This window comes from Variovorax paradoxus NBRC 15149 (genome assembly GCF_001591365.1).
Lineage (GTDB): Bacteria > Pseudomonadota > Gammaproteobacteria > Burkholderiales > Burkholderiaceae_C > Variovorax > Variovorax paradoxus.
In genome coordinates this window covers 112,502-138,659 of sequence record NZ_BCUT01000006.1, presented here as the reverse complement: position 1 = coordinate 138,659, position 26,158 = coordinate 112,502, and the positions used below count along the sequence as shown (strand labels likewise).

The 26,158-nt window shown below is 69.5% G+C and carries 20 protein-coding genes (1 of these 20 only partly in view); 13 read left to right on the top strand and 7 right to left on the bottom strand.

Going from position 1 to position 26,158, the window contains the following annotated elements; all coding sequences use genetic code 11:
* Nucleotides 1–4: 4 nt before the first annotated feature.
* Together VPA02S_RS24650 and VPA02S_RS24645 are read right to left on the bottom strand one after the other, a co-directional pair.
* Nucleotides 5–1,381 carry a 3-deoxy-D-manno-octulosonic acid transferase gene (locus VPA02S_RS24650; RefSeq protein ID WP_015866502.1) on the bottom strand — a complete coding sequence of 459 codons (1,377 nt, stop codon included), beginning with the start codon at nucleotides 1,379–1,381 and terminating at the stop codon, nucleotides 5–7.
* A 5-nt stretch (nucleotides 1,382–1,386) separates the two neighbouring features.
* On the bottom strand, nucleotides 1,387–2,769 hold the full coding sequence (locus VPA02S_RS24645; protein ID WP_015866503.1) for a phosphomannomutase/phosphoglucomutase: 1,383 nt from the start codon (nucleotides 2,767–2,769) through the stop codon (nucleotides 1,387–1,389).
* A 112-nt stretch (nucleotides 2,770–2,881) separates the two neighbouring features.
* On the opposite strand from VPA02S_RS24645, the gene VPA02S_RS24640 reads away from it, so the two are divergent.
* The 3 genes from VPA02S_RS24640 to VPA02S_RS24630 are packed head-to-tail and all read left to right on the top strand — an operon-like array spanning nucleotide 2,882 to nucleotide 5,997.
* The gene (locus VPA02S_RS24640) at nucleotides 2,882–4,486 is read left to right on the top strand and encodes a DNA-3-methyladenine glycosylase 2 family protein (protein ID WP_062366180.1); all 1,605 of its coding nucleotides are present in this window, start codon (nucleotides 2,882–2,884) and stop codon (nucleotides 4,484–4,486) included.
* A 6-nt stretch (nucleotides 4,487–4,492) separates the two neighbouring features.
* Nucleotides 4,493–4,987, top strand: coding sequence for a methylated-DNA--[protein]-cysteine S-methyltransferase (locus VPA02S_RS24635; RefSeq protein ID WP_015866505.1), 495 nt, complete (start codon nucleotides 4,493–4,495; stop codon nucleotides 4,985–4,987).
* A gap of 35 nt (nucleotides 4,988–5,022) precedes the next feature.
* The gene (locus VPA02S_RS24630) at nucleotides 5,023–5,997 is read left to right on the top strand and encodes a DMT family transporter (protein ID WP_015866506.1); all 975 of its coding nucleotides are present in this window, start codon (nucleotides 5,023–5,025) and stop codon (nucleotides 5,995–5,997) included.
* Here VPA02S_RS24630 and VPA02S_RS24625 read toward each other — a convergent pair.
* Complete coding sequence (locus VPA02S_RS24625; RefSeq protein WP_062366417.1) at nucleotides 5,972–6,625, bottom strand: DUF1345 domain-containing protein; 654 nt, start codon at nucleotides 6,623–6,625, stop codon at nucleotides 5,972–5,974. The genes VPA02S_RS24630 and VPA02S_RS24625 overlap by 26 nt on opposite strands.
* Nucleotides 6,626–6,846: 221 nt before the next feature.
* Here VPA02S_RS24625 and VPA02S_RS24620 point away from each other — a divergent pair, with 221 nt between their 5' ends.
* The 5 genes from VPA02S_RS24620 (at nucleotide 6,847) to VPA02S_RS24600 (ending at nucleotide 10,509) form a co-directional block, all read left to right on the top strand.
* Nucleotides 6,847–7,686, top strand: a complete 840-nt coding sequence (locus VPA02S_RS24620; protein WP_062366178.1) for a hypothetical protein — start codon at nucleotides 6,847–6,849, stop codon at nucleotides 7,684–7,686.
* 185 nt (nucleotides 7,687–7,871) lie between these two features.
* A complete protein-coding gene (locus VPA02S_RS24615) occupies nucleotides 7,872–8,660 on the top strand; it encodes a phosphate/phosphite/phosphonate ABC transporter substrate-binding protein (RefSeq protein ID WP_244883744.1) in 789 nt (262 codons plus the stop codon).
* 47 nt (nucleotides 8,661–8,707) lie between these two features.
* Complete coding sequence (locus tag VPA02S_RS24610; protein ID WP_062366174.1) at nucleotides 8,708–9,412, top strand: glutathione S-transferase N-terminal domain-containing protein; 705 nt, start codon at nucleotides 8,708–8,710, stop codon at nucleotides 9,410–9,412.
* 239 nt (nucleotides 9,413–9,651) lie between these two features.
* Complete coding sequence (locus tag VPA02S_RS24605) at nucleotides 9,652–10,275, top strand: RNA polymerase sigma factor (RefSeq protein ID WP_062366172.1); 624 nt, start codon at nucleotides 9,652–9,654, stop codon at nucleotides 10,273–10,275.
* Between the two features lie 15 nt (nucleotides 10,276–10,290).
* Nucleotides 10,291–10,509 carry a hypothetical protein gene (locus VPA02S_RS24600; protein WP_062366170.1) on the top strand — a complete coding sequence of 73 codons (219 nt, stop codon included), beginning with the start codon at nucleotides 10,291–10,293 and terminating at the stop codon, nucleotides 10,507–10,509.
* Nucleotides 10,510–10,519: 10 nt separating this feature from the next.
* Here VPA02S_RS24600 and VPA02S_RS24595 read toward each other — a convergent pair whose 3' ends face one another.
* A complete protein-coding gene (locus VPA02S_RS24595) occupies nucleotides 10,520–10,756 on the bottom strand; it encodes a hypothetical protein (RefSeq protein WP_047785419.1) in 237 nt (78 codons plus the stop codon).
* On the bottom strand, nucleotides 10,753–12,447 hold the full coding sequence (locus VPA02S_RS24590; RefSeq protein ID WP_062366165.1) for a cyclic peptide export ABC transporter: 1,695 nt from the start codon (nucleotides 12,445–12,447) through the stop codon (nucleotides 10,753–10,755). The genes VPA02S_RS24595 and VPA02S_RS24590 overlap by 4 nt, the downstream gene beginning before the upstream one ends.
* A gap of 133 nt (nucleotides 12,448–12,580) precedes the next feature.
* Between VPA02S_RS24590 and fhuF the strand changes: the two genes are divergently transcribed.
* The 5 genes from fhuF to VPA02S_RS24565 all read left to right on the top strand — a co-directional run bounded on the left by fhuF (nucleotide 12,581) and on the right by VPA02S_RS24565 (nucleotide 19,086).
* A complete protein-coding gene (gene fhuF / locus VPA02S_RS24585; protein WP_062366164.1) occupies nucleotides 12,581–13,426 on the top strand; it encodes a siderophore-iron reductase FhuF in 846 nt (281 codons plus the stop codon).
* Nucleotides 13,427–13,523: 97 nt separating this feature from the next.
* Complete coding sequence (locus VPA02S_RS24580; RefSeq protein WP_062366162.1) at nucleotides 13,524–14,369, top strand: formyltransferase family protein; 846 nt, start codon at nucleotides 13,524–13,526, stop codon at nucleotides 14,367–14,369.
* A complete protein-coding gene (locus VPA02S_RS24575) occupies nucleotides 14,366–15,400 on the top strand; it encodes a GNAT family N-acetyltransferase (RefSeq protein ID WP_062366160.1) in 1,035 nt (344 codons plus the stop codon). Before VPA02S_RS24580 ends, VPA02S_RS24575 begins: the two co-directional genes overlap by 4 nt.
* 34 nt (nucleotides 15,401–15,434) lie before the next feature.
* Nucleotides 15,435–16,754 (top strand): lysine N(6)-hydroxylase/L-ornithine N(5)-oxygenase family protein, encoded by a 1,320-nt coding sequence (locus VPA02S_RS24570; RefSeq protein ID WP_062366159.1) that lies wholly within the window; start codon nucleotides 15,435–15,437, stop codon nucleotides 16,752–16,754.
* Between the two features lie 160 nt (nucleotides 16,755–16,914).
* Complete coding sequence (locus VPA02S_RS24565; RefSeq protein ID WP_062366157.1) at nucleotides 16,915–19,086, top strand: TonB-dependent siderophore receptor; 2,172 nt, start codon at nucleotides 16,915–16,917, stop codon at nucleotides 19,084–19,086.
* Here the strand turns inward: VPA02S_RS24565 and VPA02S_RS24560 are convergent.
* Complete coding sequence (locus VPA02S_RS24560) at nucleotides 19,074–23,150, bottom strand: non-ribosomal peptide synthetase (RefSeq protein WP_062366155.1); 4,077 nt, start codon at nucleotides 23,148–23,150, stop codon at nucleotides 19,074–19,076. The genes VPA02S_RS24565 and VPA02S_RS24560 overlap by 13 nt on opposite strands.
* Nucleotides 23,147–26,158: the end of a non-ribosomal peptide synthetase gene (locus VPA02S_RS24555; protein ID WP_062366154.1), read on the bottom strand. It continues 4,860 nt past the right edge of the window; 3,012 of the gene's 7,872 nt are visible here — the last part of the coding sequence; its start codon lies beyond the right edge, outside the window; its stop codon occupies nucleotides 23,147–23,149. The genes VPA02S_RS24560 and VPA02S_RS24555 overlap by 4 nt, the downstream gene beginning before the upstream one ends.

Below are 26,158 nucleotides of genomic sequence, written 5' to 3'. Positions count from 1 at the left end.
GCAGCTACTCGAGCGTGGGTTCCGCCCGCGCATCCTCGAGCGGCGCGGCTTCGGTCGCCACCGGATCGGCGGCCTGCGCAATGGCCAGCACCGCGGCCGCGGTGCGTTCGGCGGCGCCGCGGTTCGATGACGAGAAAGCCAGCGCGGCCTCGGCCATGGCGGCGCGCCGCTCGGGGTTCTCGACCAGCTTGAGCGCCGCGGTGACCGCCTGCTCCATGTTCTCGACGCGCAGCGAGGCACCGGCCGCCAGCGAGAGCTGCGCCGCTTCGGCAAAGTTGAAGGTCGAGGGCCCCATGACCACCGGGCAGCCGCAGGCGGCCGGCTCGATGAGGTTCTGCCCGCCCAGCGGCTCGAAGCTTCCGCCGAGCAGCGCGACGTCGGCCAGGCCGTAGTACAGCGCCATTTCGCCGAGCGAATCGCCGAGCCAGATCTCGGCGTCCGACGGCTCGCCCGCGGCGCTGCGGCGCGCCACGGCAAAGCCTTCGGCCTCGATCAGCGCGGCCACTTCGTCGAAGCGCTGCGGATGGCGCGGCACGATCATCCACTGCACGTCGTGCACGCGCTTGGCAATGGAGCGGATGGCGCCCTGCTCTGGCGGCACGGGCGCCGTGGCGCCGAAGCGCCTGAGCACGTCGAGCAGCATGCGCTCCTCGCCGTCGCGCGAACTCGCGAGCACCACCATGGGCTTGGGCAGCCGCTCGCGCAGCGTCGCGGCCGCGGCCAGCTGGCGCGCGTCGGGCGAGGCGTCGAACTTGAGGTTGCCGTAGATGCCGGCCACCTTGGCGCCCAGCGACACCAGCCGGTGCGCGTCGGCCTCGGTCTGCGCCCACACGGCGGCCAGCGCCGAGTACGCGGGCCGCGCGAGCCAGCCGAGGCGTTCGGCCGCGGCCAGCGATTTCTCGTTGAGCCGCGCATTGGCCAGCACCAGCGGAATGCGGCGCTCGGCGCAGGCGGCGGCCATCTCGGGCCAGACCTCGGTTTCCATCAGCACGCCGATGCGCGGCTGGAAGCGGTCGAGAAAGCGCTGCACCGCGCCCGGCATGTCCCAGGGCTGCCAGACCTGCGTGTCGCCGGGTTCGAGCAGCTTGGCGCCCTCCTCGCGGCCGGTGGCGGTGCCGTGCGTGAGCAGGATCGGTATGCCCGGGTACTGCCTGCGCAGCTCCGCGATCAGGATGGCGGCGGCGCGCGTTTCGCCGAGCGAGACCGCATGCACCCAGCACTGGCCCTCGCCGGTGGTTGCATCGTCGTAGTGGCCGAAGCGCTCCTCCACGGCCACGCCGTAGCCGGGCTCGGCCTCGGCCCTGCGCCGGAGCTTGCGGCGAACCAGCGGTTGCACGGCGGTGGTGAAGGCGCCGTAGAGGCGCAGCAGCAGCGAACGCACGGTGCTCAGTGCGACGCTTCGGCCAGCGTCGCGTCGGCCTTCACGGTCTTGAGGAGCGCGAGCATCTCGGCCTCGATGCGCTTGAGGGCCGCATCGGTCTGGCCTTCGAAGCGCAGCACCAGCACCGGCGTGGTGTTGGACGCGCGAATGAGCCCGAAGCCATCGGGCCAGTCGACGCGCAGGCCGTCGATGGTCGAGACCACCGCGGGGGCCGCGAAGCTCGCGCCCGCGACGAGCTTGTCGACCACCGCATGCGGTTCGCCCTCGGCGCACTTCACGTTGAGCTCGGGTGTCGAGAAGCTCGTGGGCAGCGCGTTGAGCGTGTCGCTCGCATTGGGCGTCTTGCTCAGGATCTCGAGCAGGCGGCAGCCCGCGTAGGTGCCGTCGTCGAAGCCGAACCAGCGCTCCTTGAAGAAGATGTGGCCGCTCATCTCGCCGCCCAGCGGCGAATCGATTTCCTTCATCTTGGCCTTGATCAGCGAATGGCCGGTCTTGAAAATCATCGGCTTGCCGCCCGCGGCCTCGATGGCCGGCGCCAGGCGCTGCGAGCACTTCACGTCGTACACGATGGTGCCGCCCGGCACGCGCGAGAGCACGTCCTGCGCAAAGAGCTGCATCTGGCGGTCGGGGAAGATGTTCTGGCCATCCTTGGTGACGATGCCCAGCCGGTCGCCGTCGCCGTCGAAGGCCAGGCCCAGTTCGGCGTCGCCCGAGGCCAGCGCGGCCATCAGGTCCTTGAGGTTCTCGGGCTTGCTCGGATCGGGGTGGTGGTTGGGAAAGTTGCCGTCGACCTCGCTGAAGAGCTCGGTCACTTCGCAGCCGATGGCGCGGAAGATGGCCGGGGCCGAAGCGCCCGCAATGCCGTTGCCGGAATCGACCACGATCTTCAGCGGACGGGCCAGCTGGATGTCGCCGACGATGCGCTTCGTGTAGGCGTCGGTCACGTCGACCTTGCGCACGCTGCCGCCGGGGGCGAGCCTGGCGGTGCCTTCTTCCATCACCTTGCGCAGGCCCTGGATCTCGTCGCCGTAGATGGCGCGTCCGGCCAGCACCATCTTGAAGCCGTTGTAGTCCTTGGGGTTGTGGCTGCCCGTGACCTGGATGCCGCTCGTGCACAGCGTGTGGGCCGCAAAGTAGAGCATCGGCGTGGTCACCGCGCCCACGTCGATCACCTCGATGCCGCTGGCCACCAGGCCGCTGATCAGTGCCTTGGCGAGCGCGGGCCCCGAGAGGCGGCCGTCGCGGCCCACGGCCACGGTCTTTTCACCGGCGGCGCGGGCGGCGCTGCCGAAGGCCCGGCCGAGCGCTTCCGCGACCTCGGCATCGAGCGTGACGGGCACCACGCCTCGGATGTCGTAGGCCTTGAAAATCGACGCACTGAGTTGCATGAAGAGGCATTCCCTGTAGGTTCTGGAGAACGGGCCATTGTAGGCAAGCGCCTGGGGGCCCACATGTCCGAAAACGGCCAGTTGAAACGAGTCGAAACCGTATCATTTGCCCATGCCTACCTCACATGCATCCACCGACGCACTCGAGAGCGACGCCTGCTACCTGGCGATGAAGACGCACGATGCGCGCTTCGACGGCTCCTTCTTCACCGCGGTGACCTCCACCGGCATCTACTGCCGGCCGGTCTGCCGCGTGAAGCTGCCGCGGCGCGAGAACTGCCGCTTCTTCCGCCACGCGGCGCAGGCCGAGGCCGAGGGCTTCCGCCCCTGCCTGCGCTGCCGGCCCGAGCTCGCGCCGCGGGCGGCGAGCTGGTCGACCGAAGATGCCTCGCGCATCCTCGCGCTGCAGGCCGCGCGGCTCATTGACGAGCCCGATGCCTGGTCCGAGGAGGGCCCAGGCGCGGCGCAGATCGCCGCACGGCTCGGCGTGAGCGACCGCCACCTGCGGCGCATCTTCGAGGCGCAGTTCGGCGTCTCGCCGCTGCAATACCTGCAGACGCGCCGCCTGCTGGCCGCCAAGCAGCTGATCGCCGACACGCGCCTGCCGATGACGCAGGTGGCGCTGGCCAGCGGCTTTGCGAGCGTGCGCCGCTTCAACGCCGCGTTCCTGGAGCACTACGGCCTCAACCCGAGCGCGCTGCGGCGTGCCGGCGGCGCCGAGAGCGGCGAGGGAAAGGCCATCGAGGTGCGGCTGGGCTTTCGGCCGCCCTACGACGTGGGCGCGATGCTCGGCTTCTTTGCCCGGCGCGCGCTGCGCGGGGTCGAGCTGGCCAGCACGGCCGACGGCAAGGAGCCGGCCAAGGGCAGCACGCCCACCTTCGTTCGGCTGGTCCGCACGCTGCGCGTGCAGCAGGGCGGACAGGCACACGCCGGCTGGCTGCAGCTGCGCTTCGACATGGAGCGCGAGCAGATGCTGCTGTCGGTCAGCGACTCGCTCGCCGCGGTGCTGCCGATCGTGATCAGCCGCGCACGCGCCATGCTCGACCTCGATGCCGAGCCGATGGCCATCAACGCCGCGCTGCACGAGGCCTTTCCGCACGGCGACGGGCTGCGCGTGCCGGGCACGGTCGACGGCTTCGAGCTGGCGGTGCGCGCGGTGCTAGGCCAGCAGGTCACCGTGGCCGCGGCGCGCACGCTGGGCTCGCGGCTGGTGGAGGCTTTCGGCGAAGCCATCGCCACGCCCATCGAGGGCCTCGACCGCCTGTTTCCCACGCCCGCGGCACTGGCCGCCGCGAGCGGCGATGCACTCGGCAAGCTCGGCATCGTGCGGCAGCGCCAGGCCGCGCTGCAGGCCATCGCGCGCGACGTCGCTGGCGGCAAGCTCGCGCTGCATGCGGGCGCCGACGTGCCTTCGACCATTGCCGCGCTGCAGGAGCTGCCCGGCATCGGCGCCTGGACCGCGCAGTACATCGCGATGCGCGCGCTGCGCTGGCCCGACGCCTTCCCCGCGGGCGACGTGGCGCTGCAGAAGGCACTGGGCGTGAGCACCGAGCGCGCGGCCAGCCAGGCGTCGCAGGCCTGGCGGCCCTGGCGCAGCTATGCGGTGCTGCGCGCCTGGCATGCGCCGGCGCCCTCCTCTCCCGCTGCCGCCACTGCGGCCCCGTCGGCGGCGGCAGCGCCTTTCAACAACCTCACTACGGCAGGCGCCTCCGCCTGAAATGCCATGAAGTTCAAGAGCAAAGTCATCTACACCTCGCACATCGACACGCCGCTCGGCGGCATCACGATGGCGGCCACCGACGAGGGCCTGGCAGGCGTCTGGTTCGACCAGCAGCGCCACTGGCCCGACACCACGGGCTGGCAGGCCAGGGACGACCATCCCGCGCTGGTCGAGGCCGGCGCCCAGCTGCGCGACTACTTCGCGGGCAGGCGCGACAGCTTCGACGTGAAGCTCGACCTGTCGCACGGCACCGCGTTCCAGCAGAGCGTGTGGCAGGCGCTGCTCGCCATTCCGGCGGGCAAGACCATGACCTACGGCGCGCTGAGCGCGAACGTGGGCAACCCGGCCGCGGTGCGCGCGGTGGGCGCGGCCGTGGGGCGCAACCCGATCAGCGTGATCGTGCCCTGCCACCGCGTGCTGGGCGCCGACGGCTCGCTGACCGGTTACGCTGGCGGGCTCCACCGCAAGACCGCACTACTGGAACTCGAAGCGAAATAGAGAGCGCGCGCCCGCCCGAGGGCCGCGAAGACCCCATGAGCACGACAACAAAAGACAACAGCACCACCGCCCTTCCCTCGCCCAAGCCCAACAAGCCCTGGCTCATCGACCTCGTGCTGCTCGGCGCGCTCTGGGGGGCGTCCTTCCTTTTCATGCGCATCGGCGCGGCCGAGTTCGGCGCCTTGCCGGCGGCCGCGGTGCGCGTGGCGGTGGCCACGCTGTTCCTGCTGCCGCTCCTGTTCATGCGCGGCCACGGCGCGGCGCTGGCGCAGCACTGGAAGGCGTCGATGGCCATCGGCGTGCTGAATTCGGGCATTCCGTTCGCGCTGTTCTGCTTTGCGCTGCTGACCATCAACAGCGGCCTGGCGGCGGTGATCAATGCCACGGTGCCGATGTTCGGCGCGCTGGTGGCCTGGGCCTGGTTTCGCGACCGGCCCGATGGCTCGCGCATCGTGGGCCTGGTCATCGGCTTCGCGGGCGTCGCCATGCTGGCGAGCCGCAGCGCGGGCCTGCATGCCGACGCCAACGGCAACGCCGCGCTATGGGCCGTGCTGGCCTGCCTCGGCGCCTGCGCCAGCTACGGCGTGGCGGCCAGCGCCACACGGCGCTACCTGGGCGGCGTGCCCGCGCTGGCCACCGCCACCGGCAGCCAGATCGGCGCCACGCTGTTCCTTGCGCTTCCGGCGCTGTGGTTCTGGCCCGCGCAGATGCCGAGCCTGCGCGCCTGGCTGGCATTGCTGGCCCTGGGCATCGCATGCACCGGCCTTGCGTACATCCTGTTCTTCCGGCTCATCGCCAATGCGGGACCGGCGCGCGCGCTCACGGTGACTTTCCTGGTGCCGGTGTTCGCGGTGTTCTACGGCGCCGTGTTCCTGGGCGAGAACATCACGCAATGGATGCTGATCTGCGCGGGCGTGATCGTCTGCGGCGTGGCGCTCTCCACCGGCATCGTGAAGCTGTGGCCGCGCGCGGGCGGCGCGGCCGCTACATCGCCCCCGCGACCACGTTGACCGACAGCGCGAGCACCAGCATGTTGAAGGCGAAGGCGAGCACGCTGTGCACCAGCGTGATGCGCCGCATCTCGCGCGAGGTGGCCTGCACGTCGGACACCTGCGTGGTCATGCCGACCACGTAGGCGTAGTACAGGAAATCGAAATAGTCCGGCTCTTCCTTGCCCGGAAAATCCAGCCCGCCGTCGGGCGAACCGTCGCGCTGGTCGATGTAGTAGCGGTGCGCGTAGTGAAAGGCGTAGATCGTGTGCATCATGAGCCACGAGCCCACCAGCGCCACCAGCCCCAGCGCGATGTGGCCTGCCCGCGCCGGCCCGCTCATCAGCTTGACCTGCTGCAGCAGCATCGCGATGGCCACCACGCTCGCCGCAATGACCACCAGCATCGAGACCAGGATCACCACGTTGGGCTGGTCCAGCGACTGGGCGCGCTTGCGGGTCTGCGCCGCATCGAAGGTGTCGGCCAGCCACCACGTGAGCAGCAGGAACACCGCCGCGCTGGTGCACCAGCCCGCGAGCCCGCGCGCCATGGCGTCGAGCGGCCAAGGGACGGCCGCGACGGCGATGCCCGCCACGCCGGCATAGAGAAGACGCTGCGGCCCGGTGGTGGTGGACAGACTTTTTGGCATCTCCAAAGCTTACCTTGAGTACTTTTTGAGGTGTGCGAACGCCTGGGTCGCCATCGTCCTACACGCACAGCGGCAATCGGCGCATGGGCTTTGCGCAAGGGGACTATTAACTTGGCGCTCATCAACAGGGAGCAACCGCCCGGAAGACTGGCGCGCACACAAATTGCGTGTCGATCCCGAGGCGTATTTTTTTGCCTTTTCCTCCTCTTAAGGATCTCTCCATGCTGTTGCTCCGCTCCTGCCCGCTTGCCGGCCCCGCAAGGCTGACGAAGCTGGGTGCCCTGGCTGGCGCCGGATTTCTCCTTGCTCCCGCACTGGCCTGGGCCGAGCCGTCGCCCGCGCTGGACCGTTTCAGCTTCTCGGCGGGGGCCTTCAGCGCGGACCCCAAATTCAACGCATCGGTCAGTTCGCCTTACGGCGCGCTGCGCACGCGCGACCTCGAGCCCGGCCGCGTGACCATGCCGCGCATCACGGCCGACCTGCTGATCGGCGACAGCCATGGCCTCTCGTTCGACTACTACCGCTACAAGCGCGACTACTTCGGCCAGGCCGCGGGCAGCGATTCCTTCGGCGGCTTCGGCACGCTCAGCGCGGTGGGCAATGCCAACATCAACGTGAAGCTCGACTTCGCCAAGCTCTCGTACAAGTGGTGGCTCGGCTCGGGCAACACGGTGTTCGGCCTGGGCGCCGGCGCCGCCTACTACAGCATCGACGTGGGCACGAACGCCAACGTCGCGGTGAACGGACGGATCCGTACCTTGAACGAGGATGCGAGCGACAACGCCGTTGCGCCGCTGCTCGAACTTGGCGTGCGGCATGCCATCAACCCCGACCTGCGCCTGTTTGCCGACCTCTCCGGCGTGCGCAAGGGCGGCGGCCGCTTCCACGGCAACATCTACAACGCCAGCGCGGGCGTGGAGTGGTTCCCGGTGAAGAACGTCGGCCTGGTGCTGGCCTATGGCGTCACCAACATCGACCTGGCGCGCCAGAGCAGCACGGCGGAGACCCGCGTCAAGGTCAAGCTGCACGGGCCTTCGGCCTTCCTCAAGGCGAGGTTCTGAGCCCCCCGCAGCGCGGCTGCCATGCCACGGGCGGGCGGCTGCGCGCATAGGTGCTTGCGATCATCGGCGGCCGGGCGGCGGCCCCCTATGATCTTTTGATGTACATCCCAGCCCCCCTCCGCTCCGGCCAACCCGACGGTAGCCGCACCCGCCATCCGAACCCGCTTCGCCTTGCCGCCCCGGCGGTGGCAGCACTGCTGCTGGCAGCGGGCGCCCCGGCGCACGCGCTGGTCATCGGCGTGACCGAAGGCGTGAGCTACCAGACCACCGAAAGCCAGATCGCGCCCCGCTTCGAGCCCCTTGCCGAGGTGCTGAGCAAGGCGCTGAAGCAGCCCGTGACCATCAAGGTGCTGATCTCCTACACCAGCGCGCGCGAGGCCTTGAAGGAGCAGCAGGTCGACCTGGCCTTCATCCACCCGGCCCACGTGGCGCTCGAGGCCGTCAAGAGCGGCCGCTACCAGGCGCTGGCCTGGACCAGCGGCTTCACGGCCTACAAGGTGTCGCTGCTGTGCAAGGAGCCGCAGCCCATCTCCAACTGGAAGAGCATCTCCGGCAAGGGCCTGGTGATGCCCGACGCGGATTCGATCACCTCGGTGATCACGCGCGCCATGCTGCGCGAGCAGGGCCTGCAGCCGGCCGCGCTCAAGCTCACCAACACGCGCTACCAGGACGCGGTGCCCTTCTACGTGCAGAACGGCTTCGCCGCCTACGGCGCCACCGCGGCATCGGGCGTGGTCAAGACCTGGAAGGACGGCGGCGGCAATGTGTGCGCGGAATCGCGGGCGGTGCCCATCAAGCAATGGCTGGCCTCGCGCAAGCTCGATGCCGCCACGGCCAGCGCGGCGCGCGAAGCCCTGCTCGGCCTGGCGCAAAGCGATGCCGGCAAGCGCGCGCTCGCCACATCGACCTACACTGGCTTTGTCGCACCCTCGGCCGAGGTCGAGACGGCCCTGATGAGCTGGCTGGGCATCTGACCCCCTGCGGGCGCGGCGTTCCAAACTCCGCTTTTCATGAATCGCCCATGACCGACCTGTCCCGCTTTCCCATCACCCAGAAATGGCCCGCACAGCATCCTGACCGGCTGCAGCTGTATTCGCTGCCCACGCCCAACGGCGTGAAGGTGTCGATCATGCTGGAGGAAACCGGCCTTGCGTACGAGCCGCACCTCGTGAGCTTCGAGACCCACGACCAGATGTCGCCGGAATTCCTCTCGCTCAATCCGAACAACAAGATCCCCGCGATCCTCGACCCCGACGGGCCCGGCGGCAAGCCGCTCGCGCTGTTCGAATCGGGCGCCATTCTCCTGTACCTGGCCGACAAGACCGGCAAGCTCATTCCGCAGGATGCGGCGGGCCGCTACGAAACCATCCAGTGGCTGATGTTCCAGATGGGCGGCATCGGCCCGATGTTCGGCCAGCTCGGCTTCTTCAACAAGTTTGCCGGCAAGGACTACGAGGACAAGCGCCCGCGCGACCGCTACGTGGCCGAATCGAAGCGCCTGCTCGGCGTGCTCGACAAGCACCTGGCGAACCGCGCCTGGATCATGGGCGACGACTACACCATCGCCGACATCGCCTCGTTCCCGTGGATCCGCAACCTGATCGGCTTCTATGAAGCGGGCGACCTGGTGGGCTTCAGCGAGTTCAAGAATGTGGCGCGGGTGCTCGAAACCTTCGTGGCGCGGCCGGCCGTCGTGAAGGGCTTGGGCATTCCCAAGCGCGGCTGACCGGCCTTCGGGGCCGCAGCGCGCGCCCCAAGCGAAAACAAAGCTACTCACTTTTCGATCCGAGTGTCTTTTTCAGGCACGCGCACGGGGTTTCCGCAGCTTTTCCGGCTTCGTTCAGAAGCGGTTAAGGTTACACTTCAATAAGAATAATTCTTATTCAATCGCCCGAGCCACCCCGCGTCACGCGGCGGTGGCCGGTCAGGGAAACCACACGTTGATGCTTGCGAGAAGGCGATCGGATGCGCGACATCGTCCAGGAACTGCTGGCCCACTATGCGGACTTGCGCCGGCAGCTGACGCGCGACCTGCGCGACCCGCACTACGCGGCGGACATCGCGCAATCCAGCTTCGAGCGCGTGTATGCGCACGCGCTCAAGATAAACAACGGCATCCGCATCGACGATGCGGCGCCGGACGGCGCGCAACAAGGCTCCGGCGGCATCGAATCGCCCCGCGCCCTGCTCTTTCGCGTGGCGCGCAACCTGTGCGTGGACGATGCGCGCCGCCGCAAGGTGGCACAGGACTGGGTCAGCACGCATTTCAACTCGGGCTCGCGCCAGGTAGCGCCGTCGTGCGAATTCATCGCGTCCCAGCAGCAGGTGCTGGCGCGCGTGGTCGAGACGCTTGAAACGCTGCCGCCCCGCCGGCGCGAAGTGTTCCTGCTGTTCCGCGCCTATGGACACACGCGCGCCGAAATCGCCCAGCAGCTGAAGATCACCGAGATGGCAGTCGCCAAGCACCTGCTGCGCGCCGCCATCGACTGCTCGCGCGTGTTCGCCCGGCTGCGTTCGGAACTGGTCGAGCAACCGGTCGTCTCGATGCGGCCGGGCTTCGACGCAGTGTTCGCCGAAGATTTCGCCTGAGCGGACGGTTGCACCGTGGCAAGCGTTCCGAACGAGAAGCTCATCGAGCGAGCCCTCGCGCTGATCGTGCAGAGCGAGATCGCCGCTGCGCAAGACGCCGCCATGGCCGCCCGCCTGGCGCTTGTGCGGTGGCGCAGCCGGTCGGCGGAGCATGCGGCCGCGGCCCAGGAAGCGCGCCGCCGTTGGGACGCGCTCGGCGGCATCGCGGCGGATCTGCGCGACCGGCAGAAGTAGCGGCCGGGCTTCACTGCAGGCGCCCCTCTTCGCGCAGCGCCTCCTGCATCGACGGCTTGATCAGCGCGGCCCCGGCCAGCGCCCAGAGGGTCAGCACGTCGTCCAGCGCGCAGATGTTTCCGGGGTCCACGCCGAGCCAGCGGATGAGCTCTTCGGCGCGCTCCGGCGAGGGCGAGTCGTGCAGCGTGCAAAAGAGCGTCCACGCGGCGTCGAAGGCGGGATCGTCGGGCACACGGTCACGCATCATGCAGCCAGGCTTTCGGGCGGGACGTACGCCTTGTCTTCCTCGATCTTTCCGGCGCGCATCGTGACCACGCGGTCGGCCAGGTGGAAGTACCTGTCGTCGTGCGAGATCACCACCAGCAGGTGCCCCTTGGCGCGCAGTTCGGGCAGGAGCTCCGTGTAGAACAGGTGCCGGAAAGCCGGGTCCTGGTCGGCGGCCCATTCGTCGAACACCAGCACCGGTCGGCCTTCCAGGTACGCATGCACCAGCGCCAGCCGCTTGCGCTGCCCGGTCGAAAGGTCGGTGGTGGTGAAGGCGCCGTCCTTCACGCTCACCTTGTGCGCGATTTCCAGGCGCTCCAGGTAAGGCAGCGCGGTCTGCGGCAGCGTGGCCGTGCCCGCGCCGTCTTCGCCGGCCGCCAGGTCCTCGAACAGGTAGAAGTCCGAGAACACCGTCGTGAACAGCTGCCTGTAGTCGTCGCGCCCCTGTGGCGTCACCACGCCGCCGTCGAGCAGCACTTCGCCGCCGTGCGGTGCATAAAGGCCGAGCAGCAGCTTGATCAGCGTCGTCTTGCCGGAGCCGTTGTCGCCCACGATGAACACCATCTCCCCGGGCCGCAGCAGCAGGTCGATCGGCCCGAGCGTGAAAGCCTCGCCGCCTTCGGGCGCATCGAAGCTGTAGCGCACGCCGCGCATGGCGATCTCGCGGTGAAGCATCACGCCGTTGGATGCGCGCTCCAGGTGCAGGTGCGGCTCCGGCGTTGCAAAGCGCGCCGACAGGTCGGCAATGCGCCGGAATGCGATCTTGGCCCGGCCCACGCCCGGCAGCGCGCCCGCGATCTGGTCCACCGGCCCCTTCAGGAACAGCATCACCAGCACGAAGCCGCTCAGCACCGCCGGCTCGGTCGGCCGGAACGCGGCCCAGCCCAGGATCAGCGCGATCAGCAGGAAGAACAGCGCCGAGCTGAAGGCCGTCGCCATCACATAGGTGTTGATGGCGCGTCCGTTGACGGTGCGGATGTTGTCCACGATGCGCTCGATCTGCCCGCCGAACATCCGCGTGCGGCGCGCGCGGTGCATGCGGAATTCCTTCGCGCCTTCGCTGATCGCGCGGTAGGTCTTGTGCAGTTGCTCCTCGTATTCGCGCGCCTTCCAGAAACCCACCTCGGCGCGCACCTGCGCGCGTGTCTGGATGGCCGCGCCGATCGCGAGCGCCACCACCAAGAGGCAGAACAGCGGCAGCGACAGGTACGCGAGGTACGCCAGGCAACCCAGCGCAATCGCGAACGCGATGAGCGTGGACGACAGCACGAAGGCCACGTCGCTGATCATGTCCACGTCCTGCGACAGCACCGGCATCAGCCGGTGCGTGCGGTAGCGCTCCAGTGCATCGATGGGCGCCGAGAGAATCTTCTGCGCGAGGCTCTTGCGCACCTGCGCCACCAGCCGCTGGCCGACGAAGTTGGTCGACACGTCCGAGGCCATGCGCCCCAGCAGCGCCACCGCGCACAGCCCGACGAAGGTCAGCAGCAGCCCGCCCGCCATGCCGCCCTCGCGGTTGAGCACCTGGTTGATGGTGCCCAGCAGCGCGACGGTGGCCGCACCCGCGCTGATGCCGGTGACCGCGGACAAGAGGATCCACGGAAGAAACGGCTTGAGCAGGCGCCCGAGCTCGGCGGTGTTGCCACGGTGGGTCGTGGTGGTGGTCGGTGTCATGCAAAGGCTCTTTCCGCCCACCCGGGGCAAAACGGCTTGAAAACGGCCATGCCCTGTCGACATCGCCCGTGCGGCTGCACGCCGCTTACTGCATAGACGGTTGGGTCCGGCCAATGTTCATGCGCGGCGCCGGATGAACACCCTCGCCGCCAAACCGTCTTCAAGGGATGCATTCCCCGCACCTCTTGCAGGCCGCCTCGTGATCGCGCTGCTGAAACCCCTGTTCCCCGGTGCACTGGCCGTGCATGCCGAGCGGCTGCAGTGCGCGGACACGGTACCGGCCGGCGCACTGCGCGTGGCCGAACTGGCGCATTCGCCTTCGCTCCTTGCCGACGTGCTGCACCTTCACGCGCGAGCGCGCGGCGCGGCCGGCGCGCTCGACCTGCGGCCGGTCGCCTCGGCATGGAGCCTGGACTATCTCTCCGCGTTGCTGCCGCCCGTGGTGGCCGCCGCCAGCGTGCTGCAGCACGTGCTTCCCGTTTCAGCGGAGCACATCTGGGTGCGGCTCGACGACAAGGGCGCGCCCGCGAGCTTTCATGTGCTGCACCTGGGCGATGCGCGCCGCGGCGCCGACACCGCGCAGCGCTATGCGCCGCTGCTGTGGCAGCACCTTCAGCCGCTTTTCACTGCCCTGTGCAGCCTCACGCGGCTTGCGCCCAAGATCCTGTGGGGCAACACCGCGCGCCACCTCGAACCGATCTTCGACATGGCGCTGGCCGCGACCGGCGGTGCAGCCCACATCGCACACGACCGCGACCGTCTCCTGCACCACCCCGCCTGGCCGGACGAGGCCCGGCCGCTCAACCCCTTGCACGCCCGCTGCCGCGAGGTGCGGCCGGCCGGCGCCGGCCAGGGCCGGCCGGTCAAGCTGCACCGCCAGTGCTGTCTCTACTACCTGCTTCCGCGCGAGGACTACTGCGGCGCCTGCCCGCTCGCGCCGCAGCACCGCAAGAGCGCCGGCGAAATCCTGCAGCCGTGAACAGATGGCGCGCTGCCACGTCTTCTCTCCTGAAGGCCCCACGCCTGCCTGCTCCCGAGCCAACTCCAACGCCGATCCATCCTTTCACGCCACACCCATGTCCAAGGCAAAGCTCGTCTACATCCTGTCCTTGAGAAACGCGGCCGCCGACAAGGCCGGCCAGTACATCGACTTCAAGGGCACGCAGCGCTATATGGCGTCCCCGCTCGAATACCTGGCCAAGGCACTGGACGAAAGCCCGCTGGGCGAGGCCTATTCGCTCGAAGGCATCGTCTACGACGACGACGAAGGCTCGCCGCGGGACCGCGCGGCGCTACAGGACTACGGCTTCTCCTGCCAGCCCGGCCGCCAGTGGATATTTCCGGGCGACCTGAAGACGCAGGGCAAGCAGCTCAACGGCATGCTCCACGCGGTGCCGTCCGAATACCGGCGGCTTCCGCTCGATGCGAAAGAACGCCCCGCCGCCAAGAGCGCCTTCGAGCGCCGCCTGCTGGACAAGCTGCTCACGCTGCAGGCCGACATCGTCGTGCTCGACGGCCTGCTGGTCATCCTGGACGAGCTCGTGCGCCCGGGTGCGCCGTTCCACCGCAGGATCGTCAACATCCACCCCGGCATCACGTGCATCGAGTCGCCCTACGAGCGCCGCGGCGCCCGCGCCACGCTCGATGCGCTGCACGGCGCCAAGGGCCGCAAGGTCGTGAACTGGCAGACGATGGAAAGCATCGCCGCCCCGCCGCTCCTGAAGACCGGCGCCTCGCTGCACTACGTGGACAACGGCATCGACTCCGGCGAGGTCATCCACGACGTGCTCGGCACGCACATCGACCCCGCGGATTCGATCCTCGAGCTGCGCTGGAACAACTTCAACCACAGCCTCTTTCCGGCGCTCCACCAGGGCCTGGCCCTGCTCGCGAGCCGCCGGTCCACCGAAGGAACCCCATGACCCTCACCTCCTACGCCGACGGCACGCCGCACGACATCACCCTGGACGGCGGGATGCTCGCCGTGCGCAGCCGCCAGGGCGACACGCGCTCGCTCTGGCGGCTCGCGACCGGGGGGGCCGATGCCGCGCTCCAATGGGTCGACGGCAGTGCGGCCTCCACCCCTCACCTGCTCGCGGCCCTGGAAGCCGCCTTCGAGCACCTCCCCGCGCACAAGAGCCTCGCGGTGGCGGCGCCCGCGCTGGCCGAGGAGCTGGCCCACACCGGCGTGCTGCTCGCGTCGCCGGACGGCGGCGTGCGCGCCTTTCGCGACATGCTCTGGCAGCAGCCGCGGCTGTGGCTTCCCGCCGTGCATGCCCCGATGGCGCAGCGCTATGCGCTCAGCAACGGCAAGGTGCATCCGCTGCGCACGCCCAAGCCCCGCGGCGTGCTCTACCAGCGCTTCATTCCGTGGCTCGGCAAGACCTTCTCGTTTCGCAGCATCGACTTCGAGCGCGACCTGGGCATCTTCAACCGCTGGATGAACGACCCCGACGTGGCCGAGATCTGGGACGAGGAAGGCGACCTGGACAAGCACCGCGCCTACCTCTCGGGCATCGATCGCGATCCGCACATGTACTCGATGATCGCGAGCTTCGACGGCGAGCCCTTTGCCTACTTCGAGATGTACTGGGCCAAGGAAAGCCGCATCGCGCCCTTCTACGACGTGCAGGACTACGACCGCGGCTGGCACGTGCTGGTCGGCGAGCCGTCGTTCCGCGGCAAGGCATTCGCCACCGCGTGGCTCACCTCCATCTCGCACTACATCTTCCTGTGCGACCCGCGCACCCAGCGCGCCGTGGGCGAGCCGCGCATCGACCACGTGCAGCAGATCCGCAACCTCGACAAGTCGGGCTACGCCAAGGTGAAGGAGTTCGACCTGCCGCACAAGCGCGCACAGCTCGTGATGATGCTGCGCGAACGCTACTTCATCGACGGCCTCTGGCTGCCGCGCGGCGACGCGCCGGCAGCCACTCGCGCCAAGCCCGTCTAACTCCCCAACCGCTTCGCAGCAAAAGGAATCCGCCATGGTCATCCACGACGTCATCGGCATCGGCTTCGGCCCCTCGAACATCGCGCTGGCGATCGCGCTCGACGAGAAGCGGCGCGACGGGCACCGGCTCGACGCAATGTTCATCGAGAAGCAGCCGGCCTTCGCCTGGCACAAGGACATGATGCTGGAGCATGCGCACATGCAGATCTCCTTCCTGAAGGACCTGGCCACGCTGCGCAACCCGACCAGCCGCTTCACCTTCATCAACTACCTGCACGAGAAAAAACGCCTGCAGGACTTCATCAACCTGAAGACCTTCTTTCCGAGCCGCCACGAGTTCAACGACTACCTGGCCTGGGCCGCCGCGCAGTTCGAGGATGCCTGCGTCTACGGCGAGGAAGTGTTCGAGGTGCTGCCCGAGCGCGAGGCCCATGGCGACGACGTGACGCTGCTGCGCGTGCGTTCGCGCGACCGCACGGGCCACCAGAGCGAGCGCCTCGCGCGCAACCTCGTGGTGAGCGTCGGCGGCATGCCGAACATTCCGGACTGCTTCCGGGCGCTGCGCGGCGACCCGCGCGTGTTCCATTCGAGCACCTACCTGCAGGGCCTTGCCGCGCAGGACGGCGCGCAAAGAATTGCCATCGTCGGCGCCGGCCAGAGCGCCGCGGAGATCTTCATGGACCTGCAGGGCCGCCCCCATGCGCCGCAGGTCGATCTCGTCATGCGGGCCCGCTCCATCCTTCCTTCGGACGACAGCCCCTTCGTGAACGAGGTGTTCAACACCGAGTTCACCGACTACATGTACAGCCGGCCCGACGACGAGCGCGCCGCCCTGCTCGAGGAGTTCGGCCACACCAACTATGCGGTGGCCGACCTGGAGCTGATCCAGCAGATCTTCGAGATGTTCTACCAGCAGAAGGTGCGCGGCGAGAACCGCATGCGCTTCCTGCGCCGGCACGACATCCACGCCGCCCACGCCACCGCCGACGGCATCCACCTGACCATGTGCGACCAGAACACCGGTCGCGAAAGCACCTCCCGCTACGACGCCGTGGTGCTGGCCACCGGCTACGCGCGCGAGCAGCACAAGGAACTGCTGACGCCTCTCGCGCCGTACCTGGACGGTTTCTCGGTGGACCGCCACTACCGCGTGCGCAGCACCGGGGACTTCCGCCCCGCCATCTTCCTGCAGGGCGCCTGCGAGTCCTCGCACGGCCTGAGCGACACGCTGCTGTCGGTGACCTCGGTGCGCACGGGGGAGATCGGCAGCGCGCTGCTGAAGGCCAGCGCCGCCGGTGCCGGCCGGAGCGAGCGCCAGGCCGTCCGCATCCAGGCAGCCGCCGAAGCCCGGTGACGCGGGCGGACGGCACGCGCTGAAGCATGGGGTACAGGGTGTCTCTCTTTTTGTAGTTCAAACGTCTCATGTACGGAAGCGCCAGAACTGCGGAAACGGCAGGCCTTGCGCTGAAACCCGAACACGTCGTTTTTTCACTGCTCCTGGAGTACCTCAACCTATGCGTCCCCTGCCCCGACCCCGCCTGCTGAGCGCCGCGCTTGCCTCGGCCTTCGGAACCGCCTGCACCCTGTGGGCGGCCCCCGCCTTCTCGCAGGACAGCAGCAACCTGCCGGCGGTGACCGTCACGGCCGATACGGAAGCGTCGGCCAAGGGCCATGTGAACGGCTACGTGGCCAAGCGCAGCGCCACCGGCACCAAGACCGACACCCCGATCCTGGAAACCCCGCAGTCGATCTCGGTGGTCACGGCCGACCGCGTGGCCGCCATCGGCGCCACCACCGTGAAGGACGCGCTGGGCTACACCCCCGGCGTCACCACCACCGTCTTCGGCGCCGACTCGCGCTACGACTGGATCTCGATCCGCGGCTTCGACGGCTACGCGCCGGGCTTCTACCTGGACGGCATGCCCCTGCGCAACAACGGCAACTGGGGCGTCTGGCAGATCGAGCCCTACGGCATGGAGCGCATCGAAGTGCTGCGCGGACCGGCCTCGGTGCTCTACGGCCAGGCCAGCCCCGGCGGCGTGGTCAACGTCGTGAGCAAGCGCCCCACCACCGAGCCGCTGCGCGAAGTGCAGCTGCAACTGGGCAGCAACAACCGCACCCAGGTCGCCGCCGACTTCTCCGGCCCCATCGATGCCGAGGGCAAGCTCAGCTACCGCCTGACGGCCGTGGGCCGCGACAGCAAGCTGCCGGCCGCCAGCATGGACGACGACCGCTTCTACATCGCGCCCTCGCTCACCTGGCGCCCCTCGGCGGACACCACGCTCACGCTGCTGTCGCACTTCAACCGCGTGCGCGGCGGTGTGTACACGCGCGGGCGCCCGACGGTCGGCTCGCTGGTCCCCACGCGTTTCGGCAACTACATTCCCGACTCGCTCTTCGTGGGCGATCCCAACTTCAACCACTTCGACGTGGACCAGTGGATGGTCGGCTACGAGTTCGAGCACCGCTTCAACGACACCTTCACCGCGCGCCAGAACCTGCGCTACGGCCGGCTCGACGTCGACTACGGCGCCGTGCAGGGCCGCGCGATCGTGCCGCTCAACAGCAACGTCTCCGACCCGCGCAACTACCAGATGCTGCGCCGGAGCATCTCGGGCAGCCGCGAGAGCGTCTCGACCTTCACGCTGGACAACCAGCTCGAAGCCAACTTCGTCTCGGGCGACTGGAAGCACAAGGTGCTGATCGGCCTGGACCACCAGCGCACCGGCATCGAGCAGGCCAGCTACAGCGGCGGCAGTGCGCCGAGCATCAACATCTACGCGCCCGTGTACGGCGGTCCGTTCTTCGTGCCCGCGCCCTATGTGGACGCCAACACCCGCCTGACGCAGACCGGCCTGTACATCCAGGACCAGATCAAGTGGGGCGAGCGTTGGAGCCTCACGCTCGGCGGCCGCTACGACCGCGCCTCCACGGTCATCCACAGCAACCTGGACGGCACGCGCAGCGACATCCCCGAGCACAAGTTCACCAAGCGCGGCGGCCTGGTCTACACCTTCCCGAGCGGCTGGGCGCCCTACCTGAGCTACTCCGAATCGTTCTCGCCCTCGGCGCGCCTGAACCCGGACACCCAGAGCCCGTTCAAGCCCGAGACCGGCCGCCAGTACGAAGCCGGCGTGCGCTACCAGCCCGTGGGCACCACGGACAGCTACAGCGCCGCCCTCTTCGACCTGCGCCGCCAGAACTACATCACCGCCGACGCCAACTTCCGCCCGCGCCAGACCGGCGAGGTGCTGGTACGCGGCCTGGAGCTCGAGGCGGCCTTCCAGCCCGTCAAGCGCATGAACGTGACGGTGTCCTACGCCTACACGCCCAAGGTCGAGATCACGGCCAGCAGCACGCCGAGCGAAATCGGCACGCCGCTGCTCGCGGTGTCCAGGCACCGCGCCGCGCTCTGGGCGGACTACCGCTTCGACAACGGCATCAAGGTCGGCCTGGGGGCGCGCTTCACCGGCTCGAACCGCGGCGACCTGAACAAGGCGCCGGTCCAAGTGCCTTCGTACACCGTGTTCGACGCAATGATCGGCTATGACATCGACCGCTGGAGCCTCGCGCTGAACGTGCGCAACCTCGCCGACAAGACCTACTTCGCGAACTGCGACCAGTACGGCAACTGCTACTACGGCGACCAGCGCAAGGTCACGGCCACGGCCACCTACCGCTGGTAGGCCGCGGACTGGGCTGCCTGCACGGTGCCATGCGCCGCATCGGCCTCGCGCAGCAGCCCCTTCAGCGAAGCGCACAGCGCGGGGTGGCGAACGATGTCCAGGTGATCGGCCTGCGGCAGCACTTCGGCCGACACCACCGGCGCATGGTCGGCCCAGTTGCGCAGCGTCTCCTCGCGGCGCAGCGAACTGTCCGCGAGGAACACATGCAGCGGCAGCGGCGACCGCGCGCAGGTGTAGCGCGCGGCCTGCACGCGCTTGTCGATCGTCGCCCACAGCAGGTACTCGGCCGCCTCGTCCCCGGTGCCGTCGAGCGGCAGCGGCTGCGCCGGGTTCAGCACCTGCTCGGCCACCCAGGCAAGCTCCTCGCCGTCCATGCGGGCGAAGAGCGCCTTCCAGTGCCCGGCCATTTCCGAGCGGCCCAGCCACTGCGCGAGCACCTCGTCGGCCTGGGCGCGCCGGGCCGCACCGAGCGGCGCCGAGGCGCGCAGCGGCGCGGTCTCGAACACGTCCAGCATGCCGGTGAACACGATCTCGATGCGCCCCTGCAGTTGCCGCGCAAGCTCGAAGGCCAGGTCGCCGCCCGACGACCAGCCCAGCAGCGCGCAGCGCCCCTCGGTGGCCGTGGCGAGGATGAAGCTCGCGTACTCGGCGGCCAGCGCCTGCAGGTCGAACCCGCGCCAGCGCTTGCGCGTGTAGACGTGGCTCACGAAGCCGTACACCACGCGCTCGCCCTGCAGCGCCTCTGCGAGCGGCAGGAACTCGCGCGTGTTCACGATGAGGCCCGGCAGGCAGAACAGCGGCACGCCGGTGCCGCTCGCGCTCAGGCAGACGGCATCGTGCGAACCCTCGAACTTCTGCCGCAGCCGCTCGGCGAGGCTGCCGAGGCTGCTGGCCTGCATCACATCCGGCAGGCTCAGCTGGCCGCCGCCGGGCAGCTGCTTGCGGATGCGCGCCACCAGCTTCAGGCTCAGGATGGAGTCGCCACCCAGCGCAAAGAAGTTGTCGCCACGCGCAATGCGGTCCACGCCGAGCACCTGGCTCCAGATGCGGGCCAGCGCCTCTTCGGTCGGGCCCTGCGGGGCGTCGAAACCGCGCGCGGGCTCGGGCTGCGCCGGGCGCGGCAGCGCCTTGCGATCGATCTTGCCGTTGGCCGTGAGCGGCAGCGCGTCGAGCAGCACGATGCGCTCGGGCACCATCCACGCCGGCAGGCTGTCCGCCAACGCGTGCCGGAGCTCTTCCACATCGAGCGAAGTGCCCGGCCTGGCGACCACGTAGGCGCGCAGCACCGTGCTCTCCTGCGCGCCCTGCTCCGCGACGACCACGGCATCGGCCACGCCATCGAGCCCGCGGATGCGGCCCGCCACTTCGCCCGGCTCGACGCGGTAGCCGCGAATCTTCACCTGGTCGTCGCTGCGGCCCAGGAACTCCAGCGTGCCGTCGCTGCGCTGGCGCACGCGGTCGCCCGCGCGGTAGATGCGCTGCCCGTCGCCGAAGGGCGAGGCAACGAAGCGGTCGGCGCAAAGACCGGCGCGCGAAAGATAGCCGCGCGCCACGCCGGCACCGCCGATGTAGAGCTCGCCCGCCATGCCGGGCTGCACGGGCTGCAATGCGTCGTCGAGCACCCAGGCGTCCATGTTCGCGATGGGCTTGCCCAGGGGCAGGTTGCCGGCATCGTCAGCCTGCGCCGGCGCCGCATGCGTCAGCATGCCGACCGAGGTCTCGGTCGGCCCGTAGTGGTTGAAGATGCGCAGGTCCGGCCGCAGCGCGCGAATGGCCTGCAGCGTTGCCGCGTCCGTCGCCTCGCCACCCAGCACGAGCGCGTGCGACGGCAGCACCGCGGCCGCGCGCTGCGCGTTCAGCAGGCCCTTCAGGTGGCTGGGCACGATCTTCAGCACGCCGGCGCGCGTCTTCGCCATGCGGTCCGCAAACGCATCGGGATCGAAGGCCGCCTCGCTCGGGACGAGGTGCAGCGCACCACCCGAGCACAGCGCACCGAACAAGGAGGTGTGGCCAAGATCCGCCGCGACGGTGGAGACCATCGCGAAGCTCTCGCCCTCGGGCAGCGCCAGGCGCGCGAGCACGCCCTGCACATAGTTGGCCAACGCGCCGTGGTGAACGACCACGCCCTTCGGCCGGCCGGTCGATCCGGAGGTGTAGATCAGGTAGGCCGCCTGCGCGGGGTGCACCGCACGCGCGCGATGCGGCATGAAGCCGCCCGGCAAGTCGAAGCCCACCTGCATGCATGGCAATGCTGCCTGCCGTGGCTTGCCGCCGGACACCAGCACCAGCGCGGCGCCGCAATCGGCCAGCAGCTCGTCGATGCGCTGCTGCGGCAGCGCCGGGTCGATGGGCACGTAGGCGCCGCCGGCCTTCAGCACCGACAGCACCGCCAGCACGAACTCGGGCGTGCGCTCCATGCAGACGGCCACGCGCTGCTCGGCACCAATGCCGCGGCTTTCGAGCTCGGTGGCCCAATGGCCGGCCGCGCGCGACAGTTCATCGAAGCTGTGCGCGCGGTCGCCGAAAGTGAGCGCCGTCGCGCCGCCGCGCCTTGCGGCCGCCTGGTCGAACAGGGCCAGCACGTTGTCGGCGGGCCAGGAGGTGGGCTCTCCCCGCAGGCTCGAATCGCCGGACAGTTGCGTTGCGGCCAATGCGCGCGCCGGATCGGCCGCGACCTGGGCGGCCAGGCTGCGCAGCGCATCGGCCAGCCGCTCGATGGTCGCGTGGTCGAAGATGTCCGCGGCATACGCGAGAACGAAGGACAGCGCGCTGCCGGCGTCGATCAGGTCGAAGCTCAGGTCGAAATGCACCTCGTCCACGCCGATGCCGTGCGCGGCAGCGGCCGGATCGGCGGGCACAGCCCCTGCCGCCTGCTGCGTCGACTTGATCTGGAACAGCGGATGCAAGCCCGGCGTGCGCTCCAGCGCCAGCGCCTCGACGAGCATGTCCAGCGGCAGGTCCTGGTGGCTCTTGGCTTCGAGCACGCGCTCGCGCACCTGCAACAGCAGCGCGACGAAGCCGGCCGCGGGGTCCACCTTCATGCGCAGCACCAGCACGTTGGTGAAGTGGCCCACCAGGGCGGCCAGCTCAGGGCGGTCGCGCGTGGTCGATGGCGAGCCGATGCACACGTCGCGCTCGCCGCAGTAGCGGTAGACCAAGAGGCCGAGCAGCGCGATCGCCACCATGTACGGCGATGCGGCGTGCTTGCGCGCCAGCTCCTTCAGGCGCTGCGATACATCGGGCGGCAGCGCGAAGCTGATCTGCCCGCCGCGCGCATCGCGCGCCTTCTGGCGCGGACGGTCCAGCGGCAGCGGCGTGCTTTGCGGCGCATCCCGCAGCTGTTCGCGCCAATACGCAGTTTGCCTTTCGAGTTCGCCGGCTTCGAGCCACTGGCGTTGCCACATGGCGTAGTCGGCGTATTGCAGGGCCGGTGCCGCGGGCTGTGCACTCCCGGCGGGCGCCGCGAGCAGCGCCTGCAGTTCGGCGACGAGCAGCGCCACCGATTGGCCGTCGGCCGCGATGTGATGCACCGCCAGAAAGAGTTCGGGCGCGCCATCGGCAAAGACGTTCAGTTCACCGCGAAAGACAGGCCCGTGCTCCAGGTCGAAGGGCCGCGCGCCAAACTCGGTGGCGGCAGCCGCAAGCTCGCGCTCGCTGTCCGCGCGCGAGCCAGTCCATTCGCGCACCGCCCAGCCGAAGCGATGCCCGGGGTCGATGTGCTGCAGCGGCTGCCCTTCGGCGCCGGCCGGGTAGGTGGTGCAGAGCACCTCGTGCCGCGCCACCAGCTGGGCGAGGCAGGCTTGCACCTGCTGCGGCGTGCACGGCAGGGGCAGCGCCAGCCGCCCCGACAGGTTGTACGCCGGCGACTGCGGCGCGCGCTGCCACACCAGCCACAGCGCGCGCTGCGCATAGGCCATCGGCACCGGTGCCGCGGGATCGCGCGGCACGATGGGCAGCGCGTCGAAGCCCACGCCGTTCGCGCGCAGCTTCTCCAGAAACACGCGCTGCTTGGCCGCCGGCAAGGCAGCGAAGCGGCGCGACAGCGCGGTCATTTCCAGGCTCATAGGTCTTCCATCTCCAGTTCGCCCAGGAGGGCATTGATGCGCTCGGCGCCGCGGTCCTGGGAGACCGCCGCGCCGGCCGGCGGTTCAGCGGCCGCGGCCGAGACGGCGGCGGCGAATGCCATCAGCGAGGGTTGCTCGAACACCGTGCGCAGCGGCAGCTCGATGCCGAAGCGCCGCCTGGCGCCCGACACCAGCTGCACCGCCAGCAGCGAATGGCCGCCGAGCTCGAAGAAGTTGTCGTGGCGCCCGGCGCGTTCCACGCCCAGCACCTCGGACCAGATCGCCGCGAGCGCGGTCTCGACCTCGCCCTGCGGCTCGGCAAAGTCCGTTGCGCTGGCCAGCTCCGGATCGGGCAGTGCCCTGCGGTCGACCTTGCCGTTCGCGTTGAGCGGCACCGCGTCGAGCGGCACGATGGCCGAGGGCACCATGTAGTCGGGCAGGTGCTGCGAGAGCCGCTCGCGCAGCACCGCGACATCCAGCTCATGGCCGGCGCGCGGCGACACATACGCGACGAGCCGCGCACCCGCCGGCCCGTCCTTGGCCAGGACCACCGCTTCGCGCACCTCGGGCTGCGCCTGCAGCTGGGCTTCGATCTCGCCAAGTTCGATGCGAAAGCCCCGGATCTTCACTTGGTGGTCGATGCGCCCGAGGTAGTCGAGCTGCCCATCGGCACGCCAGCGCACCAGGTCGCCGGTGCGGTACAGCCGGCTGCCCGGCTCGCCGAAGGGCGCGGCGATGAAGCGCTCCGAGCTCAGGCCGGCGCGGTTGAGATAGCCGCGCGCCAGGCCGGCGCCGGACACGTGCAGCTCGCCCGCCACGCCCACGGGCAGCGGGTTGAGATCGCTGTCCAGCACCCACAGGCCGAGGTCCGGGATGCACACGCCCACGGGGCTGCGCTTCTCGTCGAGGTCGGCGCGCACGATGGGCCGGTAGGTGACGTGCACCGTCGTCTCGGTGATGCCGTACATGTTGACCAGCTGCGGCTGCGCATCGCCGAAGCGATCGATCCAGGGCCGCAGGCTCTCGGGCTCCAGCGCCTCGCCGCCGAAGATCACGCAGCGCAGCGCAAGGCGTTCGCCGCCGTCCAGCGCCGGGCTGTGGATCAGCTGGCGGAAGGCCGACGGCGTCTGGTTCAGAACGGTCACGCGCTGTGCGCGCAGCAAGGCCACGAAGTCGTCGGGCGAGCGGCTCACCCAATACGGCACGATCACCAGCTTGCCGCCGGTGCACAGCGCGCCGAAGATTTCCCACACCGAGAAGTCGAAGGCGTAGGAATGGAAATTCGTCCACACGTCCTGTGGGCCGAAGCGGAACCAGCCGTGAGTGGCGCCCAGCAGGCGCGCCACGTTGCGATGCGTGAGCTGCGTGCCCTTGGGGCGGCCGGTCGAGCCCGAGGTGTAGATCACGTAGACGAGGTGGTCGGCGTGTACCGTCACCTCGGGTGCGTGCGCCGGCTCGCCGCGCAGGTCGAGCGTGTCGAGCGCCAGCACCTGCAGGGCATCGCCCAGCGGGAGCTTCGCCTTCACATGGCTTTGCGTGAGCAGCAGGCCGATCGCGCTGTCCTCGATCATCCAGGCCAGGCGGTCGGCGGGGTACTCGGGGTCCAGCGGCACATAGGCGCCGCCGGCCTTCAGGATGGCGAGCAGGCCCACCACCATCTCGATGGAGCGCTCGACCGCGATGCCGACCTTCACTTCGGGCTTCACGCCTAGCGCGACCAGCCGGTGCGCCAGGCGGTTGGCACGGGCGTCGAGCTCGCCGTAGCCGAGCGCCTCGTCGCCGAGCACGAGCGCGATGGCTTGGGGGTTCGCCCTGGCCTGGCGCTCGATCCAGCGGTGCACGGGCTCGGCGTCGTTGTACATATTGCGCATGGCCTCGCCCGGCGGCGGCAGCTTGTCCGCCAGCCCCACATCCCCCAGCCGCGCGTCCGGCGCGTGGGCCAGCAGGCCGAGCAGCCTGTCCATGTGCACGGCCAATGCATGCACCGCCGCTTCGTCGAATTGGCTGCGCGCGTGGCTGTAGCTCAGCACCAGCGTGTCGCCCTGGTGCACGGAAAGGGTCAGCGGATAGTTCGTTTCCTCGCGGTTGCGCACCTCGCCGAAGCGCAGGCCGCCGGGCGCCTGCTGCTTCAGTGCCTGGTCGAGCGGATAGTTCTCGAACACCACCAGGCTGTCGAACAGGTCCTGCCCGCCCTGCCCGGCCCAGCGCTGCACTTCGTAGAGCGGCGTGTGCTCGTGGTCCTGCGCCACGAGGTTGCGCGCCTGCAGCGCGCGCAGCCAATCGCCCACGCGCTGGTCCGGCTGCAGCGTGGCGATCACCGGCAGCGTGTTGATGAACAGGCCCAGCATCTGCTGCGCGCCGGGAAGATCCACCGGCCGGCCCGCCACGGTGGCACCGAAGCTCACGCTGCGCTGCCCCGTGTGGCGCGCCAGCAGCAGCGCCCACGCGGCCTGCACCAGCGTGTTGAGGGTCACGCGTTCGCGCCGGGCCGCTTCGAGCAGCGCGCGCGTGCGCGGCGCGTCGATCTCGTGGCGGTGCATGCCGTGCCCGCCCTGTTCGACTGCTGGCTTGGGCAAGGTGTTGGCCAGCCAGGTCGGACCGTCGAGGCGGGCGAGTTCCTGGCGCCAGTGGTGCTCGTCGGCAGCGACGTCGCGCCCTTGCAGCCACGCGATGTAGTCGGCATAGCGTCCGCCGGGGGCCGCGGGTGCCTCGCCCGCGTAGTGCCGCAGCACCTCGCCCATGAGCTGCGACGTGCTCCAGCCGTCGAGCAGCAGGTGGTGCATGGTCCAGACGAAGTGGTACCGGTCATCGCGAACGCGCACCAGCATGAGCCGCATCAGCGGCGGCTGCGCAAGGTCGAAACCCTGCGCAAGCTGCTCGCCGGCCAGTGCGTCCAGGGCCTCGGGCGCATCGGCGCACCCCCGCCAGTCGTGTTCGGCCAGCGGCACCTCGACCTGCCGCGCCACCCATTGCCACGCGGCTTCGCCCTGGACGAACCCGGTGCGCAG